The following is a 17348-nucleotide window of genomic DNA, read 5'->3' as shown; positions in this document are numbered from 1 at the left end:
GCGGTCACGCCTGGTCCGTCGTCGCTCACACCGGGTAGACGTCGACCTCGGCGGCCTTGACCGCCAGCCAGACCTCCCGGCCGGGAGCCAGGCCGAGCTCGGCCACGGATCCGGGCGTGACGTCGGCGGCGAGCCGGTCGGTGCGCACCCGGACGAGGTCGCCGTGGGGTGTCAGCGACCGCACCGTGGCCCGGAAGGTGTTGCGCGGCGAGCCGTGCGGCGCGGTGAGGTGGACGGCGACGGCGGCGGGTCGGCACACCGCCGTCATCGCGGTGCCGAGGACGACGTCGGGGGCGCCGTGCCCGTGCACCACCTCCCCGCCCGCGGTGGCGACGCCGTCGGACGTCCAGGTCCCGGACAGCAGGTTGAGGCCGGCGATCGACGCGGCGAAGGCGCTGCGCGGGCGGGACAGCACCTCCGCCGTCGGGCCGCGCTCGACGACGCGCCCACCGTCGACGACGGCGACCTCGTCCGCGAGCACCAGCGCGTCCAGGACGTCGTGGGTCGCCAGGATCGTGGTCTGCTCGGCGAGCAGGTGCTGCAGTCTCTGGCGCAGCGCGGGGGTGGTGTCGACGTCGAGGGCCGCCATCGGCTCGTCGAGGAGCAGCAGCCGGGGTGCGGCGGCCAGCGCGCGGGCGATCGCGACGCGCTGCGCCTGCCCGCCGGACAGCGTGGCCGGACGGCGGTCGGCGAGATCCGTGAGGTCGATCGCCGCCAGCCACCGGTGGGCCCGTGCGGCGGCCTCGCGGCGGGTCGCTCCCTGGGCGCGGGGACCGAACGCGATGTTCTCGCGCACGGTCAGGTGGCCGAACAGCATCGGGTCCTGGGCGAGCAGCGCGACCCGACGGCGGTGCGGGGCCACCCAGGCGGTGCGGCGGCCGTCCTGCGCGGCGGCGAGCGTGCGGCCGTCCAGGGTGATCTCGCCGTCGTGCGGGCGCAGCGTCCCGGCGGCGAGGCCGAGGGCGGTGGACTTGCCGGCCCCGTTGGGCCCGAGCAGCGCGAGCGTGCGGCCCTCGGCGACGTCGAGGCGGACGTCCAGGCCGCGCGACGGCACGGTGGCGGCGAGCTCGAACGTCATCGCACCGCACCTCCGGCGCCTCGGCGGTGGGTGGCGGCGATGACGACGACGGCGACGGCCACCAGCAGCAGCGACAGCGCGACGGCGGCGTCCGGGTCGGTCTCGCGCTGCAGGTAGACCTCCAGCGGGAGCGTGCGGGTGACGCCCTGCAGGCTGCCCGCGAAGGTGATGGTGGCGCCGAACTCGCCGAGGGCCCGCGCGAACGCCAGCACCGTCCCGGACAGCAGCCCCGGCCACACCAGCGGCAGGGTCACGCGCCGCAGCACGGTCGTCGGGCTTGCGCCGAGCGACGCGGCCACGACGTCGTACCGCTCACCGGCCGTGCGCAGCGCCCCTTCCAGGCTGACGACGAGGAACGGCAGGGCGACGAAGCTCTGCGCCAGGACTACCGCCGTCGTCGAGAAGGCGATCTGCAGGCCGAGCACCTCCATCGACTCCCCGAGCAGACCGCGGCGGCCGAACGTGGACAGCAGGGCAACACCGCCGACGACGGGCGGCAGCACCAGGGGGACCAGCACCAGGGAGCGCAGCAGACCCTGGCCGGGGAACCGGCCGCGGGCCAGCACGAGCGCCATCGGGATGCCGAGGACCAGGCACAGCAGGGTGCTCGCCACCGCCGTCTGCAGGCTGAGCACCAGGGCGGCACGGGCCGACTCGCTAGTGACCAGGGCCCCGTAGTTTGACCAGTCGACGCGGGTGCCCATCGCGATCAGGGGCAGGACGACGAACAGGCCGCCGACGACGGCGGGCAGGTAGGCCCAGCGGGGGAGGCCGGCGGGGACCTCGGCCGGGTCGCGTCGCGTGCGGGTGGTCGCGGCGCGCTCGCGGGTGGCCGGGGCGCTCATGGTGCGGCGAACCCGAGGTCGGCGAGCACGGCCTGGCCGCCGGGGGAGAGGACGGCGTCGACGAACTGCTGGGCGAGGTCGGCCTGGTCGGTGTTCTGTCCGGTCCGGTCGACCGTGGCGATCGGATACGTGTTCACGGCGGCGTCGGACTCGTCGAAGGCGATGCCCTCGACCCGGTCGCCGGCGCGGGCGACGTCGGTGACGTAGACGAGCCCGGCGTCGGCCTCGCCAGCGGTCACCTTCCCCAGGACGTCGGTGACGCTCTGCTCCTCGCTGACCGGCTGCAGCGTGAGGCCGGCGTGATCGACGACGGCGGTCGTGGCGGCCCCGCACGGCACCTCCGGAGCGCAGACCACGACGTTCACGTCCGGGTCGGTCAGGTCCTGCAGCGTGGTGACATCGGCCGGGTTGTCCGGCGGGACGGCGATCTCCAGGGTGTTGGTGGCGAAGGTCTGCGGGGTGCCGACCAGGTCGTCCGCGACGAGCGTGTCCATCGTCGCCGTGTCGGCGGTGGCGACGACGTCGGCCGGGGCGCCCTGCTGGATCTGTGCGACCAGGCTGGACGACCCGGCGAGGCTAAGCGCGACGTCGACGTCGGGGTGGTCAGCCTCGAAGTCCGCGGCGATCTCGTCGAACGCCTCGGTCAGGGACGCGGCGGCGAAGACGGTCAGCGTCGTGTCGGGCTCATCGTCCGGGGTGGCGGACGTGCCGGTGCTGCAGGCCGTGAGGACGACGGCGGCGCTCGCGGCGACGGCCAGCGCTGCGGTGGCGCGCGTCGTGCGGCGGGGGAGTGCCGTCGTCATGCGTGGCCCCGGTCGGTGGTCTCGACGACGACGTTCGTCGACTTGATCGTGGCCACCGCGACGGAGCCTCGGTCCAGCCCGAGGTCGCGGACGGCCTCGCTGCTCATCAGCGACACCACGCGGAACGGCCCGCACTGCAGCTCGACCTGCGCCATCACGGTGTCGACCTGCAGGTCGGTGACCAGCCCGACGAACCGGTTGCGGGCCGAGCTCTTCATGCCGTGGGGCAGCCCGGGCGGCGTGGCGTGCTCGCGGGCGACCATCGCGACCTCGTAGCCGTCGACCACCTTGCGGCCCGAGTCGTCGCGGTCGGCGGTGAGCAGCCCGCGGTCGACCCAGCGGCGGACGGTGTCGTCGCTGACGCCCAGGTAGACGGCAGCCTCACTGATCCTCATCTGCGGCATGAGATCCACTCTAGACCCGTGGATGCGTGACGGGCCGGTGATGGGCGCTCGCGGCCCACCACCGGCTCGTGCGGGCTCAGGCTCGCTCGACGGGCAGCCAGAGCTCGGTGGTGGCGGTGCTGAAGTCGTCGGCCCGCTCCAGGACCGCCACGATCGACGGTCCGGGACGCAGTCGCCACGGGTTCGACGGGAACCACTCCGTCGCCGAGGCCGCGTACGTCTCCTGCAGCACGGCCGGGTAGGCGCCCGAGCTGCGGAACACGACCCACGCCCCGGCGGGTACCTCGATCACGTCGAGGTCCTCCGGGGCGTGCGTGCCGGCGTCGACGGCGACCCCGTGCAGGTACGTGAGCTCGCTGCCCTCCGTGTAGTCCGGGTCGACGTCGGTGCTCACCTGGAGCAGGCCGGCGGGTTCGGTGTTCCCGAGAGCCTTGAGGCGCGCATGCTCGTCTGCGGGCAGCGAGGCGACGTGCGCCTGGATGTGCGGGTTCACGCCCTCGTGGATCAGCGGCACGCGGGCGGCGTGGCCGACGAGGCGGACAGCGGGGCGGTCGGTGATGCGGGTGTCCATGGGGGAGCTCCCTTCGACGGTCAGGCGGAACCTGAGGCGTGGTTGTGACCGAAGGGGGCCGCCGTGGGTCCTGACGTCGGCGGGCCGGGAACCGTGCACGGCACGGAACGCCCGGCCGAACGCCTCGGCGGAGCCGTACCCGTAGCGGACCGCGACGTCGAGAGCCGGGTCCCCGGCGACGATGTCGGTCGCGGCGACGGTCATGCGCCGGCGCCGCACGTAGTCGGACAGCGGCATGCCGGCCAGCGACGAGAACATGCGCCGCAGGTGGTACTCGGTCGTGCCGAGGTCGGCCGACAGCCGAGCGAGGTCGATCTCGTCGGAGAGATGGCTCTCGACGAGGTCGATCAGGCGGTTGAGCTCGGTGATCACGGCGACTCCCTTCGTGACCCAGCCTGCGGCGGCGGTGTGCTGCTGCGCCCGATCATCGTGGACCGATCCGATCGGGGCGCGACGTAGGCTGCCTGGTGTGCACGCTCAGTCGAGACGTCGGCCCGTCGACGTCCATCGTGAAGCGGTCCGGACGCTGATCGGACCGGCTCTCGCCGGTGCGCGCGGCGTCGAGACACGCCTCGTGGCCGAGGACCTCGCCACAGCCGGTGCCGGCGCCACCGTCGGCTCTCGCGTCGTGGCGTCCGGCGTCCTCGCTGCCATCGACCTGCCGGGCTTCGACAACTCGCAGATGGACGGTTACGCCGTCCGCGCCGTCGAACTGGCCGGAGCGACGCCGTCGGACCCGGTCGAGCTGCCCGTCGCGGCGCCGGTTCCGGCGGGCACCCAGCCGCCACCTCTCGCGCCCGGCACCGCGGCCCCGGTGATGACCGGCGCCCCGATCCCGCACGGCGCCGACGCCGTCATCAGGATCGAGGAGGCCGACCCGCCGGCGTTCCCCGAGCCGGGCGCCACCGCGACGGTCCGGTTCAGCGCACCGGTGGCGCCGGGCACCTTCGTCCGCCGCGCGGGTTCCGACGTCGCCGCCGGTGACGTCGTCGTCCCCGCGGGCACCTGGCTCGGTCCGGCGCAGGTCGGCGTCCTCGTGGCGTCCGGCGTCTCCGAGGTCGAGGTCGCCGAGCCGCCCCACGTGCTGCTGATCTCCACCGGCTCCGAGCTCGTCGAGGCCGGCGAGCCGCTCGGCCCGGGACAGCTGTACGACGCCAACGGTGCCGCGCTGACCGCCGCCCTGGCCGAGGTGGGGTGCCGTGTCACCCATCGCGTGGTGCCGGACGACCCGGCCGCCCTGCGCGGTGTTCTGGCCGAGGCGCCGGACGACGTCGCGCTGGTGGTCACGAGCGGCGGCGTGTCTGCCGGTGCCTACGAGGTGGTGCGCCAGACCCTCACGGACGCCTGGTTCGGGCACGTCGCCGTCCAGCCCGGCGGGCCGCAGGGACTCGGCACGATCACGCTCGGCGAAGCCTCGGCATCGAGGTCGGCGCCGCGCGCGTTTCCGCTCGTCGCGTTCCCCGGCAACCCGGTCAGCGCCCTGATCTCCTTCGAGCTGTTCCTGCGCCCCGTGCTCGCCGAGGCCACCGGCGCGGTGCCCGCGCACCGAGCCCGCGGCCGCGCGCCGCTCGCCGACGCGATCGACTCACCCGAGCACCTGCACCAGGTCCGTCGGGGCCGCCTCGGCGCCGACGGCCGTGTCGAGATGGTCGGCGGGCCGGGATCCCACCTCCTGGCCCACCTCGCGATGGCTACGCTGCTGGTTCACGTGCCACCCGGCGTCGGGCACCTCGACACGGGGGACGACGTCGACTACTGGGAGATCTGATGAGCGACCTGTCCCACTACCGCGACGACGGCGCCGCCCACATGGTCGACGTCAGCGCCAAGGACGTCACGAAACGCCGCGCCACCGCCCGCGGCGTGCTGCGCACGCGGGCCGACGTCGTCGACCGGATCGCCTCCGGCGACCTCCCCAAGGGTGAGGCGATCGCGACCGCTCGCATCGCGGGGATCATGGGCGCCAAGCGCACCCCGGACCTGGTGCCGTTGTGCCACCCGCTGCCGATCTCCGGCGTCGAGATCGACGTCACCCCGGCCGACGACGGCTCCGGGACGGTCGAGATCACCGCGACCGTGAGGACCACCGGCCGTACCGGCGTCGAGATGGAGGCCCTCACCGCCGTCACCGTCGCCGGGCTCACGCTCTACGACATGATCAAGGCCGTCGACAAGGCCGCGGTCCTCACGGACATCGAGGTCGTCGCCAAGTCCGGCGGAAAGTCCGGAGACTGGACGCGGGAGGGGCAGGCATGAGGGCCGCGATCGTCGTCGCCTCCGAACGCGCCGCCGCCGGCGTCTACGAGGACCGCTCCGGACCGGCCGCCACGGAGTGGTTCATCGCCCGGGGCTGGGAGGTGCTGCCCGTCGTCGTCGTGCCCGACGGCGAACCCGTGCGGGACGCGCTGCTCGAGCTGGTCGAGGGGGACGACGTCGCACCCGACGTCGTCGTCACCTCCGGCGGCACCGGGATCTCGCCGACGGACGCCACCCCCGAGGCCACCCTGGCCGTGCTGGACCGGGAGGTGCCCGGCATCGCCGAGCTCGTGCGCGCACGGTCGCTGGCGCCCACGGACCCGGCCAAGAAGGTCGTCCCCGGTGCCGCGCTCTCGCGGGGGATCGCCGGGGTCGCCGACCGCACCCTGATCGTCAACCTGCCGGGGTCGGTCGGGGGAGTGCTCGACGGCCTCGACGCCCTGGCCGAGGTGCTGCCGCACGCCGTCGAGCAGCTCGCCGGCCACGACCACACGCACCGTCCGCCGGCCGACCCCGCCGACGCGCGAGGTCGTACCTCCCGCTCCCCGGTCGTACCCGAGGGGTACGACCCCGCGACGGAAGGTACGACCTCGCGGACCGAGGACGCCGTCGTCCTGCGTGCCGACGTCCTCGACACCTCGCTCGAGGGCCTCCTGGTCGAGCTGAGCGACCTGGTCCGTGACGACACCTGCGGGGCCGTCGCCACGTTCGTCGGTCATGTTCGCGACCACGACGACGGCCGCGGTGTCACCGCGCTGCACTACGAGGCCCACCCGCAGGCTGCCGAGATCCTGCACGACGTCGCCCACCAGGTGACCACCCGCACGGCCGCGGCCACCGGCGACACCGTGCGCACCGCCGTCGTGCACCGCACCGGCGACCTGCGGGTCGGTGACGTCGCCGTCGTGGCCGCCGTCGCCTCCGGCCACCGCCAGGCCGCGTTCACGTGCGCGAGCGACCTCGTCGAGGAGCTCAAGGCCGAGGTCCCCATCTGGAAGCAGCAGGGGTTCACGGACGGCTCCAGCGAATGGGTGGACTCGCTGGGCTGACCTCGGACGACGCCGGGCAACTCACCCCGGGCAATCATCTGCTGTTCACCCGCGTGTCAGGCGCGGGTCGCCCTGACGCCACGGAGCATTCCTACCGTCGGGCTGGTCACACCCCCAGCCCACCAGGAGAGCTCCGATGACGATCACTCCCGAGTCCCGCCGCCAGCTTCCCGTGGTGACGACGCCCCACTACGCGCGCGGCAAGCGGTCCGCGGCCACCTGCCGGTTCAAGTGCGCGGACGCCTGCGCCCACCCGGCGCCCAACGAGAGCGCCAACGAGTACTTCCGGGACATCGCCTCGCGGGCGATGAGCCGCCGCGTCATGCTCGGTGGGGCCGCCGCGGCTGCAGCCGCCGTCGTCGTGGGCGCCGAGGTCCTGGGTGCCGAGCCCGCGTCCGCGCTGCCGACCCGACGCGGCGGGCACGGTGCGCGCGGGCTGTCCTTCGGCGCCATCGCACCCCAGGCCATGGAGGTCGACGACTTCGCCGTCCCCGAGGGCTACGAGTGGTCGCCGATCATCCGCTGGGGCGACCCGATCCTGCCGGGCGGGCGGGCGTTCGACCCGCTCCGCCAGTCGCCGGAGCAGCAGGCCAAGCAGTTCGGCTACAACTGCGACTACCTCGACATCCTGCCCGAGGACCCGAAGCACATCCGCTCCATGGTGGAGACGCGGCGCGGCACCAAGGGCGTGCTCGTGGCGAACCACGAGTACACGAACCCGCACATCATGTTCGACGCGTCCTACGACGACGCCACCCGCCGCGCGATCGAGCGCGCCGCGCACGGCATGTCCGTGGTGGAGCTGCGCCGCGACAGGACCGGGAAGCCGTGGGAGTACGACCGGATCGCCCGCCTGAACCGGCGCATCCACATCGGCTCGGAGTTCACGATCGACGGCCCGGCCGCCGGCCACGACCTCCTGAGGACCGTGGACGACCCGACGGGCCGGAAGGTCCTCGGCACGCTCAACAACTGCGCCGGCGGCACGACGCCGTGGGGCACCGTGGTCTCCGGCGAGGAGAACTTCCACGGGTACCTGCGCGTGAACGGCCAGGACTCCCGCGACGCGCGCTACGGCCTGCGCAACGCGCCGACGGGGTACGGCTGGGAGCTCGACGAGCCCCGCTTCGACGGCAACAACCCCGGTTACGAGAACGAGAACCACCGCTTCGGCTGGGTCGTCGAGATCGACCCGTACGACCCGGACGAGGCTCCGGTGAAGCACACCGCGCTGGGCCGCTTCAAGCACGAGGGCGCGAACGTCATCATGTCCGACGACGACCGTGCCGTCGTCTACATGGGCGACGACGAGCGCTTCGACTACGTCTACAAGTTCGTCTCGACCGAGCGCATGCGGCGGGGCAACAGCCGTTGGGCGCGTCGGCACAACAAGACGCTGCTGTCCTCCGGCGACCTGTACGTCGCGCGGTTCGACGGCGACTCCCCGGCCTCCGAGATCGACGGTTCCGGTGCCGTGCCCTCCGACGGTGCCTTCGACGGCACCGGGCAGTGGCTGCCGCTGGTGCTCGACGGCGCCTCGCAGGTGGACGGCATGTCGCTGGAGGAGGTGCTGGTCTTCACGCGCCTGGCCGCCGACGCCGTGGGCGCCACCAAGATGGACCGCCCCGAGGACGTCGAGCCGAACCCGTACACCGGCCGCATCTACGTCGCCTGCACCAACAACTCCAACCGTGCGCGCGACGGCTACCCGGCCGCCGACGAGGCGAACCCCCGCGGGTCGAACCGTGACGGGCACGTCGTGGAGATCATCGAGGACGGCGGCGACCAGACCGCCACCACCTTCACCTGGAACCTGCTCATCGTGGCCGGCGACCCCGAGGTCAACGACTCGACCTACTTCTCCGGCTACCCCGCGGACAAGGTCTCGCCGATCTCGTGCCCGGACAACCTCGCCTTCGACACCGACGGCAACCTGTGGATCTCCACCGACGGCCAGCCGTCGTCGATCCAGAAGAGCGACGGGCTGTTCAAGGTCACGCTCGACGGGTCGCGGCGCGGCCGGGTCGAGCAGTTCCTGGCGGTGCCGCGCAGCGCCGAGACCTGCGGTCCGGTGCTCGACGTGCGCGACTCCATGGCGTACGTCAACGTCCAGCACCCGGGCGACGACGGCAGCTGGGACGCCCAGACCTCGTACTTCCCGGACTACCTGGGTGATGACGAGGACGTGCCGGCCGGCGCGTGGCGCGGGCCCCGGCCGTCGACGATCCAGGTGTACCGGACGGACGCGGTCGAGGACGACGACCGCTGGGGCCACGGGAAGGGCCGGGGGAGCGGTCGCGGTCGGGGTGACGACCGGCACGACGGTCCGGGACCCTTCCGGACCGCCCGCGGGGGGCGTGGCCGCGGATCGACGAACCGGCCGACGTACCGCCACGGCGCCGGGGAGCAGTTCCGCGGCTGACGCCCGCCGCTCCCGCCGAGGTAGGCAACGATCTCGCGACGTAGGCCTCCTGCTGCGAGGTAGGGCACGAATCCGTGCCCTACCTCGCGGTGGGTCTGCCTACGTCGGCGGTGAGTTGCCTACCTCGGTGAAGCGGGACGGCGGGATGAGACGGGCGCGCCCGGCGGTTCGTAGACTTGATGACCGTGACAACCTCCCCCGACCCCGGCGCCTACCTCGACCACGCCGCCACGACGCCGATGTCGTCGGCGGCGCTCGAGGCGTTCGTCGCCGCGGCGGGCCGGACAGGCAACGCCTCCTCGCTGCACTCGGCGGGACGGGCTGCCCGACGCGTGGTCGAGGAGTCCCGCGAGGCCGCGGCCGCGGCTCTCGGCGCCCGGCCGAGCGAGGTGATCTTCACGGCCGGCGGCACCGAGTCCGACAACCTCGCGGTCAAGGGCATCTTCTGGGGGCGGCGCTCCCAGGACTCCCGACGACGGCGCGTGCTGGTCTCCGCCGTCGAGCACCACGCCGTGCTCGACCCGGCGTTCTGGCTGGCCGGCCACGCGGGCGCGGAGATCACGCTGCTCCCGGTCGACGCCGAGGGACGCCTCGACCTGGACGCCCTGCGCGCGGAGCTGGCCGCGCACGCCGACGAGATCGCCCTGGTCAGCGTGATGTGGGCGAACAACGAGGTGGGCGCCGTGCAGCCGGTGCGCGACGTCGTGCGCCTCGCCCACCAGCACGGCGTCCCGGTGCACACCGACGCCATCCAGGCAGTCGGGCAGGTCGAGGTCGACTTCGCGGCCTCGGGCGTGGACGCCATGACGGTGACGGGGCACAAGATCGGCGGACCGGTCGGCGTCGGCGCCCTGCTGGCCCGCCGCGACCTCGCCCTGGAGGCCGTCTCCCACGGCGGTGGCCAGGAGCGTGGCGTCCGGTCGGGCACCCTGGACGTCCCGGCGATCCGGGCCTTCTCCGTGGCCCTGACCGACGCCGTCGGCCGCCGCGAGGAGCACGCCGCACGGCTCGCCGCGCTGCGCGACACGCTCGTCGACGGGGTCCGCCGCGTCGCCCCGCGGGCCGTCCTGCGCGGCCCGGACCCGGCGTCGTCCACCCCGGACGGCGTGCCCGACCGCCTGCCCGCCAACGCCCACTTCACGTTCCCGGGGGCCGAGGGCGACTCGCTGCTGTACCTGCTGGACTCGGCGGGCGTGCAGGCCTCGACCGGGTCGGCCTGCCAGGCGGGCGTCCCGCAGCCCAGCCACGTCCTGCTCGCGATGGGTGTCGAGGAGGCCGACGCCCGCGGTGCCCTGCGCTTCTCCCTCGGCGCCACCTCCACCGCGCAGGACGTCGAGGCGCTGCTGGACGCGCTGCCGGGAGTGGTCGAACGCGCGCGGGCCGCGGGCCTGGTCTCCGCACGGCAGGGAGGTGCCGCATGATCGTGGAGAGCTCCCGCGCAGGGGCATCGCAGGCACCAGGCACCGAGGAGGCATCGTGAGAGTACTCGCCGCCATGTCCGGGGGAGTGGACTCCGCCGTCGCCGCGGCGCTCGCCGTCGAGGCCGGGCACGACGTCGTCGGCGTCCACATGGCCCTGAGCCGCAACCGCGACCAGTTCCGCACCGGGTCGAGGGGCTGCTGCTCCATCGAGGACGCGGGGGACGCCCGCCGCGCCGCCGACGTGCTCGGCATCCCGTACTACGTGTGGGACCTGTCCGAGACGTTCGAGGAGACGGTCGTCGCGGACTTCCTGTCCGAGTACTCCGCGGGCCGCACGCCGAACCCGTGCGTGCGCTGCAACGAGCACATCAAGTTCACCGCGCTGCTCGACAAGGCCACGGCGCTGGGCTTCGACGCGGTCGCCACCGGCCACTACGCGCGGATCGAGGACGGCCCCGACGGTCCCGAGCTGCACCGTTCGCCGAACGACGCCAAGGACCAGTCCTACGTGCTGGCCGTCATGGGTCCCGAGCGCCTCGCCCGGTCGGTGTTCCCGCTCGGCCGCTTCGCGACCAAGGACGAGGTGCGCGCCGAGGCCGAGCGCCGCGGACTGTCCGTGAGCGCCAAGCCGGACTCCTACGACATCTGCTTCGTGGCCGACGGCGACACCCGCGGGTTCCTGCGCGACCGGCTGGGCGAGAAGCCCGGCGAGGTCGTCGACACCGACGGCACCGTCGTCGGGGAGCACCGCGGCGCGTTCGCCTACACCATCGGCCAGCGCAAGGGCCTCGGGCTCGGGCGCCCCGCCGCGGACGGGCGGCCCCGCTACGTCGTCGACGTCGACACCGAGTCCAACACGGTGGTCGTCGGGCCGTCCGAGCTGCTCAGCGTCGACCGGATCGACGCGTCGAGCGCCGTGTGGCTGGTCGCGGCCCCCCAGGAGTGGACCGACGTCACCGTGCAGGTGCGCGCGCACGGCCGGGCCGTCCCGGCGCAGGTGCGGGCGGTGTCCGACGGCGGTGGTCCGGCCATGGAGGTCCACCTCGGCGAGCACCTGCGCGGGATCGCCTCGGGCCAGTCCATCGTCGTCTACCGCGGCACGCGCGTGCTCGGGCAGGGCACGGTCTCCGGCGCGCACCGGGCGGACGTCCCGGTCGCCGCGCAGGTCGGCGCCACGGCGGCCCGCGCATGACGGCGGTCTCCGGCCACGGCCCCTGGCCCGGCGGTGAGCAGGACGTCCTGACCGCCCAGCTCACCGTCCTGGACGACCTGGCCGCGCTGCCCACGGGTGTCGACGCCGTCCCGTTCCTGGTCCAGCTCACCGACCGCGGCCCGGGAGCGGACCCGGTGGGCCGCGCGGGCGCGCTGCTGTCCGAGCTGCCCGTGGAGATCGGACCCCACGGCTGGAAGCTCGCCGACCGGCCCGGTGCCGACGCCCGGCGTGCGCAGGCGCTGCAGCAGGCCGACCTGGAGGCGCTGGCGATCGCCGCCCACGGGTACGACGGCCCGCTGACGGTCGAGGTCACCGGCCCCTGGACGCTCGCCGCCGAGCTCTGGTCGGCCCGCGCCGACCGGGTGCTCGCCGACCACGGTGCGCGGCGCGACCTCGCCGCGGCGCTCGCCGCCGGCCTGGCCGGCCACCTCGCCGAGATCACCGCCCAGGTTCCGGGCGCCCGCCCCGTGGTCCAGCTCTCCGAGCCGCTGCTCGGGCAGGTGCACGCCGGCGTGCTGCCCACCTTCTCCGGCTACGCGCGCCTGCGCAGCGTGCCCGGGCCCGAGATCGTCGACGGCCTGCGGCCCGTGATCGATGCGGTGCACGACGCCGGTGCCACCGCCGTCGTGCACCTCGGCGGCACCTGGGTGGGCATCCCGCCCGCGGTGCTGGCCGGGGCGGACGCCGTCGGGCTGGACCTCGCCGACGTCGGCCCGCAGGGCTGGAACGAGAAGGCGTGGGAGCTCGTGGCCCGGGCGACCGAGCGGGAGGTCGGGCTGTGGGCCGGCCTGCCGCCGGCCACGGTGTCGCAGTGCTCGGGTCCGCAGCTCGGCGAGCTGGTCCGGACCGTGGCCGAGCCGTGGCGGCGGATGGGGCTGCCGGCCGACGGCCTGGCTGCGGTGACGCTGCTGGCGTCGCGCCGTCGGCGCCTGGTCGGTGTCGACGAGCACCGTGCCGAGCTGGCCAACCTGGGCCGTGTGGCCGAGGCGCTGGCCGAGCGCGCCGCCGCCTGATCCCGGCGCCGCGACCCGCCGCCTGACCGCCGCCGCAGCCCGTGCGGCCCCCCTCAGTTCAGCCGGTCGCGCAGGAACGTCCAGGCCAGGGCCGCCATGTGCGCCGCCTGCGCGTTGTTGGCCGCGCCGCCGTGCCCGCCCTCGATGTTCTCGTAGTAGGTGACGTCCTTGCCGGCGGCCAGCATCTTCGCCGCCATCTTGCGCGCGTGCCCGGGGTGGACCCGGTCGTCCTTGGTGGAGGTGGTCAGCAGCACCGGGGGGTGGTCACGCTCCGGGTCGAACTGGTGGTACGGCGAGAAGGCCTGCAGGAACGCCCAGTCCTCGGGCACGTCGGGGTCCCCGTACTCGGCCACCCAGGACGCACCGGCGAGCAGGTGGGAGTAGCGCTGCATGTCGAGCAGCGGGACCTGGATCACCACGGCGCCGAACAGCTCCGGGTACCGGGTGAGCATGTTGCCGGCGAGCAGCCCGCCGTTCGACCCGCCCTGGGCGGCCAGGTGGCGGTGCGACGTGATGCCGCGGGCCACGAGGTCGCGGGCGACGGCCGCGAAGTCCTCGTAGGCGCGGTGGCGGTTCTCCCGCAGGGCCGCCTGGTGCCACGCGGGCCCGTACTCGCCGCCGCCGCGGATGTTGGCCACCACGTACACCCCGCCGCGGGTCAGCCACGTCCGGCCGGCGAACGCCGCGTACCCGGGCAGCAGGGGGATCTCGAACCCGCCGTACCCGTACAGCAGGGTGGGCGCGTCGCCGGGCGTCGACGGGTCGGCGGGGCGGACGAGGTCCTCGCGGCCCACGACGAAGTACGGCACCCGGGTGCCGTCGTCGGACGTGGCGAAGTGCTGGTCCGCCACCAGCCCGGTGGCGTCGAAGAACGCGGGTGCGGACTTCAGCGGCTCGGGCGCGGTCGCGGTGCCGTCCGGTCCGACGACGGTCGCCAGCGCCAGCGTGGCGGGCTGCAGGTAGCCGCTGCGGGTCACCCAGACGTCGTCGCTGTCGATCGTGGACACCGCGCGCACGCCGACGGTGAGCAGGCCGTCGCCGACGGGCAGCTCCGACGGGGTCCAGGCGGCGTTCGGGTCGGCCCCGGCGGCCAGGTCGGGAGGCGTGAGCACCTGGACGGCGTTCTTGACGTCGTCGAGCACGGTGAGCACCAGGTGGTGCCGCGTCCACGTCGCACCGACGAGGGACGTCGAGGCGGTGGGCTCGAACAGCACGGTCAGGTCCCGCGACCCGGCCAGGAAGTCGTCGAAGGGCGCGGCCAGCAGCGACCCGGCGCGGTGGGTGCGGCCGCCCACGGTCCAGTCCTCGCGCAGGTCGACCGTGAGCCACTCCCGGTGGGCGCCGATCTCCGCGGACTCGGGCACGTCGATGCGCACGAGCTCCTGCTCGGCGGTCCCGACACCGTGCACCACGTAGGTCTCCGACCGGTAGAAGGCGAAGGACCGCCGCACGATGTCGCGCTCGAACCCGGGCGTCCGGCGGCGCAGACCCGTGACGGCGAGGTCGCCCTCGGACCCCTCGAAGACGAGCGCCGCGTCGTCGATCGGGGTGCCGCGCCGCCACAGCTTCACCAGGCGCGGGTAGCCGGACGACGTGGTCGTGCCGGGCCCGAGGTCGGTCGCGAGATACACCGTGTCCTCGTCGGCCCACGACAGGCCGCCCTTGGCCAGCGGGCGCTCGAAGCCGCCCTCGGAGGCCGGCACGAACCGCTTGTCGACCAGGTCGAACTCGCGGGTGACGTCCGCGTCGGACCCGCCGGGGGACAGGTCCACCAGGGCGCGGCGCCAGGGTTCGCCGGCGTCGAGCTGTTCGGGCGTGGGCCGGAGCACGGAGGCACCGTGCCACACCCAGGACTCGCCCTCGTTCGCGGCGAGGGCGTCCAGGTCGAGGACGGTCTCCCAGCGCGGGTGGTCCGTGCGGTAGGACTCGAGGGTGGTGCGTCGCCACAGGCCCCGCTCGTGGTCGGCGTCGCGCCAGAAGTTGTACAGGTGCTCGCCGATGCGGGCGACGTCCGGGATGCGGTCGTCGGAGTCGAGGACCTCGCGCACCGCCGCCTCGGTGCCGCTCAGCTCCGCACCGCCCAGGGCCTCGTGCGCGGCCTCGTTGCGCCGCCGCACCCAGGCCAGCGCGTCGGGGTCGAGGACCTCCTCGAGCCAGACGTGCGGGTCGGTGTCGAGGGCAGGGAGGGCGGCGGTGTGCGGGTCGGCGCTCATGCTGCGGACCCTAGCGCGCGCCGCGGACAGACCTTCCCCGCGGGTGAAGCCTGTGGTAGAAACTCCTGGTCAGGGCCGTGATGCCCCGATCCATCTTCCCAGCGCGGTTCGCGGGGACGGTCGCCCGAGCGGCCGGTCGCACGACACCGACGAACCGCCCTCATATCCGACGGGGGTGCGGTGAGCAGCACGACCGCGAGACCACGCGCGACGGGTCGCGCCCTGCCCTGGCTCTGCGTCGCCGCGATGGTGCTCTGCGTCGCCGCGCTGCCTCTCGTGGCGTCGGAGGACGTGGGCTGGCCCGCCTGGGCGATCGGCGCCGCCGCCGTGGTGCTGCCGGTCGTCGCGGCGGTGCTGCTGACCCGGGCCGCGCGGCGCGAGGACGTCGCTTTCGGTGCCCTGGCCGGCGAGCGCGACGCCCTCGCGTCCGAGCTGAGCCGCACCACCCGGCTGCTGGAGGAGTCGACGGCGTCCCTGGTCGCCGAGCAGCAGCGTCGTGCCGACGAGCAGGCCTCGGTGGAGACGGCGGTCGTGGCCCTGAGCCGCAAGGTCCAGGCGTCCGCCCACCGCGTGCAGGAGGAGGCGGCGCGGATGGTCCAGCGGCATCCGTCCGACCCGGACGTGCTCGAGAGCTCCATGCGCATCGACCACGCTGCCGCCCAGCACGCCCGGCAGGCGCAGAGCCTGGTCGCGCTGTGCGGACGCCGGCCCGGGCAGACGTGGGACGACGCCCTGCCGCTGCCCGACGTGGTGCGGGCCGCGGCGGGCCGCATCACCGCCTTCGGGCGCGTCGAGGTCTCGGGCGACCCGGGCCTGGCGGTCTCGGGGCGGGCCGTGGAGCCGCTCGTGCACGTCGTGGCGGAGCTGCTGGCCAACGCGACGCAGTGCTCGCCGCCGAACACCCAGGTGCTGGTGACGCTGCGGCAGGTGCAGCGCGGCGCGGTCGTCGAGGTGGACGACTGCGGCGTGGGGATGGACGAGCACGAGCTCGCGCGGGTCCGCGCGATCGCGAACGGGCAGACGCCCGTGGGGCTCGCCGCCCTGGGCGAGGTGCCGCAGACCGGGCTGGCCGTCGTCGGCACCTACGCCCGGTTCCTCGGGCTGCGCGTCGACCTGGTCGAGTCGGTCTACGGCGGGCTGCGCGCCGTCGTCCTGGTCCCCGGCGAGCTCACGGAGACGGCGGCGGCTCCCGTCGCGCTGGCCGCGAGCGCCCACGAGGGCTGGCAGGACGGTGCGCTGCCCGCCACGGGCAGCCTGGTCGCGCAGGCCGACCACGGCGCCCCGGGCCCGGACGAGGGGGGCGCCGCCGCGGACGCGCCGGCCGGCACGGGCCGGGTGACGGTCGCGGAGCCCGCACCGGAGTCCGGGACGACGCCGGTCCTGCCGCAACGCCGGTCGCGGCGCGCGGCGCTGGACCGTCCGGGCGGGTCCGACGCGGACCCGGTCCGGTCCCCGGCAAGGCCGAACCCGCTCACGGAGCCGATGAGGACGCCGTCGGCCCCGCGGGTGGCGGACCAGACGGCCGCGGAGGCCGGTGCCTGGATGGGCGCCTTCTTCGCCGCGACGCACACCGACCGACGAACCGATCCCCAGCACAGCGAACCGTCCGCGCCCGCGGACGCCGAACCGGAGGACCGATGACGACGCACGCCACGGCCGGCACCACGGCCGACGCCCATCCCGACAGCTGGATGCTCGACCACGTCGCCGAGGTGCGGGGCGTGCGTCACGCCGTCGTGCTGAGCTCGGACGGTCTCGTCAAGGTGCGTACCGACGTCACCGACCCGGACACCGCCGACAAGCTGGCGGCCGCGTGCGCGGGCCTGGCGGCGCTCGGCACGAGCATGGGCCGCGAGTTCGGCGAGTCGGACACGCTGCGGCAGGTGGTCGTGGAGTTCGGCGGCGGTTTCCTGTTCGTCCGGGGTGCCGGGGACGGGTCGCGCCTGGCCGTGGTGACGGACTCCGCCGTCGACCCCGGGCTCGTGGCCCAGCAGATGCAGGCCCAGGTGCTGATGATCGGTGAGCGCACGCTGGGCACCGAGCCGGCCGGACGCTGAGGT

The 17348-nt window shown here is 74.5% G+C and carries 15 protein-coding genes; 9 read left to right on the top strand and 6 right to left on the bottom strand.

Going from position 1 to position 17348, the window contains the following annotated elements; all coding sequences use genetic code 11:
* Positions 1-25: 25 nt before the first annotated feature.
* From HDG68_RS00165 to HDG68_RS00145, 5 genes are all read right to left on the bottom strand, one after another.
* On the bottom strand, positions 26-1078 hold the full coding sequence (locus tag HDG68_RS00165) for a sulfate/molybdate ABC transporter ATP-binding protein (RefSeq protein ID WP_172148176.1): 1053 nt from the start codon (positions 1076-1078) through the stop codon (positions 26-28).
* Positions 1075-1923 (bottom strand): ABC transporter permease, encoded by an 849-nt coding sequence (locus HDG68_RS00160; protein WP_172148175.1) that lies wholly within the window; start codon positions 1921-1923, stop codon positions 1075-1077. The genes HDG68_RS00165 and HDG68_RS00160 overlap by 4 nt, the downstream gene beginning before the upstream one ends.
* Complete coding sequence (gene modA / locus HDG68_RS00155) at positions 1920-2726, bottom strand: molybdate ABC transporter substrate-binding protein (RefSeq protein WP_172148172.1); 807 nt, start codon at positions 2724-2726, stop codon at positions 1920-1922. The genes HDG68_RS00160 and modA overlap by 4 nt, the downstream gene beginning before the upstream one ends.
* Positions 2723-3130 (bottom strand): TOBE domain-containing protein, encoded by a 408-nt coding sequence (locus tag HDG68_RS00150; RefSeq protein WP_172148170.1) that lies wholly within the window; start codon positions 3128-3130, stop codon positions 2723-2725. The genes modA and HDG68_RS00150 overlap by 4 nt, the downstream gene beginning before the upstream one ends.
* Positions 3131-3206: 76 nt before the next feature.
* Entirely contained in the window at positions 3207-4073 is an 867-nt protein-coding gene (locus tag HDG68_RS00145) for a GyrI-like domain-containing protein (RefSeq protein ID WP_172148168.1), read from the bottom strand.
* A 97-nt stretch (positions 4074-4170) separates the two neighbouring features.
* Here HDG68_RS00145 and HDG68_RS00140 point away from each other — a divergent pair, with 97 nt between their 5' ends.
* The 7 genes from HDG68_RS00140 to HDG68_RS00110 all read left to right on the top strand — a co-directional run bounded on the left by HDG68_RS00140 (position 4171) and on the right by HDG68_RS00110 (position 13075).
* On the top strand, positions 4171-5469 hold the full coding sequence (locus HDG68_RS00140) for a molybdopterin-binding protein (protein WP_172148166.1): 1299 nt from the start codon (positions 4171-4173) through the stop codon (positions 5467-5469).
* The gene (moaC, locus tag HDG68_RS00135; RefSeq protein WP_172148164.1) at positions 5469-5957 is read left to right on the top strand and encodes a cyclic pyranopterin monophosphate synthase MoaC; all 489 of its coding nucleotides are present in this window, start codon (positions 5469-5471) and stop codon (positions 5955-5957) included. The genes HDG68_RS00140 and moaC overlap by 1 nt, the downstream gene beginning before the upstream one ends.
* Positions 5954-7006, top strand: coding sequence for a molybdenum cofactor biosynthesis protein MoaE (locus HDG68_RS00130; protein ID WP_172148162.1), 1053 nt, complete (start codon positions 5954-5956; stop codon positions 7004-7006). The genes moaC and HDG68_RS00130 overlap by 4 nt, the downstream gene beginning before the upstream one ends.
* A gap of 136 nt (positions 7007-7142) precedes the next feature.
* Entirely contained in the window at positions 7143-9428 is a 2286-nt protein-coding gene (locus HDG68_RS00125) for a PhoX family protein (RefSeq protein ID WP_172148160.1), read from the top strand.
* Positions 9429-9607: 179 nt separating this feature from the next.
* A complete protein-coding gene (locus HDG68_RS00120; RefSeq protein ID WP_172148158.1) occupies positions 9608-10849 on the top strand; it encodes a cysteine desulfurase family protein in 1242 nt (413 codons plus the stop codon).
* A 55-nt stretch (positions 10850-10904) separates the two neighbouring features.
* On the top strand, positions 10905-12041 hold the full coding sequence (mnmA, locus tag HDG68_RS00115) for a tRNA 2-thiouridine(34) synthase MnmA (protein ID WP_172148156.1): 1137 nt from the start codon (positions 10905-10907) through the stop codon (positions 12039-12041).
* Positions 12038-13075, top strand: coding sequence for a uroporphyrinogen decarboxylase/cobalamine-independent methonine synthase family protein (locus tag HDG68_RS00110; RefSeq protein WP_172148154.1), 1038 nt, complete (start codon positions 12038-12040; stop codon positions 13073-13075). Before mnmA ends, HDG68_RS00110 begins: the two co-directional genes overlap by 4 nt.
* A 53-nt stretch (positions 13076-13128) precedes the next feature.
* On the opposite strand, the gene HDG68_RS00105 is transcribed toward HDG68_RS00110, so the two are convergent.
* A complete protein-coding gene (locus tag HDG68_RS00105; protein WP_172148152.1) occupies positions 13129-15288 on the bottom strand; it encodes a prolyl oligopeptidase family serine peptidase in 2160 nt (719 codons plus the stop codon).
* A gap of 180 nt (positions 15289-15468) precedes the next feature.
* Between HDG68_RS00105 and HDG68_RS00100 the strand changes: the two genes are divergently transcribed.
* Positions 15469-16929: an ATP-binding protein gene (locus tag HDG68_RS00100; protein WP_172148150.1), complete on the top strand. Its 1461-nt coding sequence runs from the start codon at positions 15469-15471 to the stop codon at positions 16927-16929.
* Positions 16926-17345 carry a roadblock/LC7 domain-containing protein gene (locus tag HDG68_RS00095; protein WP_216647859.1) on the top strand — a complete coding sequence of 140 codons (420 nt, stop codon included), beginning with the start codon at positions 16926-16928 and terminating at the stop codon, positions 17343-17345. Before HDG68_RS00100 ends, HDG68_RS00095 begins: the two co-directional genes overlap by 4 nt.
* Positions 17346-17348 lie beyond the last annotated feature (3 nt).

This window comes from Isoptericola chiayiensis (assembly GCF_013149805.1).
In the GTDB taxonomy this organism is placed as follows: Bacteria; Actinomycetota; Actinomycetes; order Actinomycetales; family Cellulomonadaceae; genus Isoptericola; species Isoptericola chiayiensis.
The sequence above is the reverse complement of the archived record's forward strand: the minus strand, read 5'-3'. Positions and strand labels throughout refer to the sequence as shown.

Bases quoted from the DNA above. Each gene is read 5' to 3' on its own strand.
- HDG68_RS00130 (WP_172148162.1), top strand. From the start codon at position 5,954: ATGAGGGCCGCGATCGTCGTCGCCTCCGAACGCGCCGCCGCCGGCGTC.
- HDG68_RS00105 (WP_172148152.1), bottom strand. From the start codon at position 15,288: ATGAGCGCCGACCCGCACACCGCCGCCCTCCCTGCCCTCGACACCGAC.
- HDG68_RS00125 (WP_172148160.1), top strand. From the start codon at position 7,143: ATGACGATCACTCCCGAGTCCCGCCGCCAGCTTCCCGTGGTGACGACG.
- HDG68_RS00160 (WP_172148175.1), bottom strand. From the start codon at position 1,923: ATGAGCGCCCCGGCCACCCGCGAGCGCGCCGCGACCACCCGCACGCGA.
- HDG68_RS00150 (WP_172148170.1), bottom strand. From the start codon at position 3,130: ATGCCGCAGATGAGGATCAGTGAGGCTGCCGTCTACCTGGGCGTCAGC.
- modA (WP_172148172.1), bottom strand. From the start codon at position 2,726: ATGACGACGGCACTCCCCCGCCGCACGACGCGCGCCACCGCAGCGCTG.
- HDG68_RS00110 (WP_172148154.1), top strand. From the start codon at position 12,038: ATGACGGCGGTCTCCGGCCACGGCCCCTGGCCCGGCGGTGAGCAGGAC.
- moaC (WP_172148164.1), top strand. From the start codon at position 5,469: ATGAGCGACCTGTCCCACTACCGCGACGACGGCGCCGCCCACATGGTC.
- HDG68_RS00120 (WP_172148158.1), top strand. From the start codon at position 9,608: ATGACCGTGACAACCTCCCCCGACCCCGGCGCCTACCTCGACCACGCC.
- HDG68_RS00165 (WP_172148176.1), bottom strand. From the start codon at position 1,078: ATGACGTTCGAGCTCGCCGCCACCGTGCCGTCGCGCGGCCTGGACGTC.
- HDG68_RS00095 (WP_216647859.1), top strand. From the start codon at position 16,926: ATGACGACGCACGCCACGGCCGGCACCACGGCCGACGCCCATCCCGAC.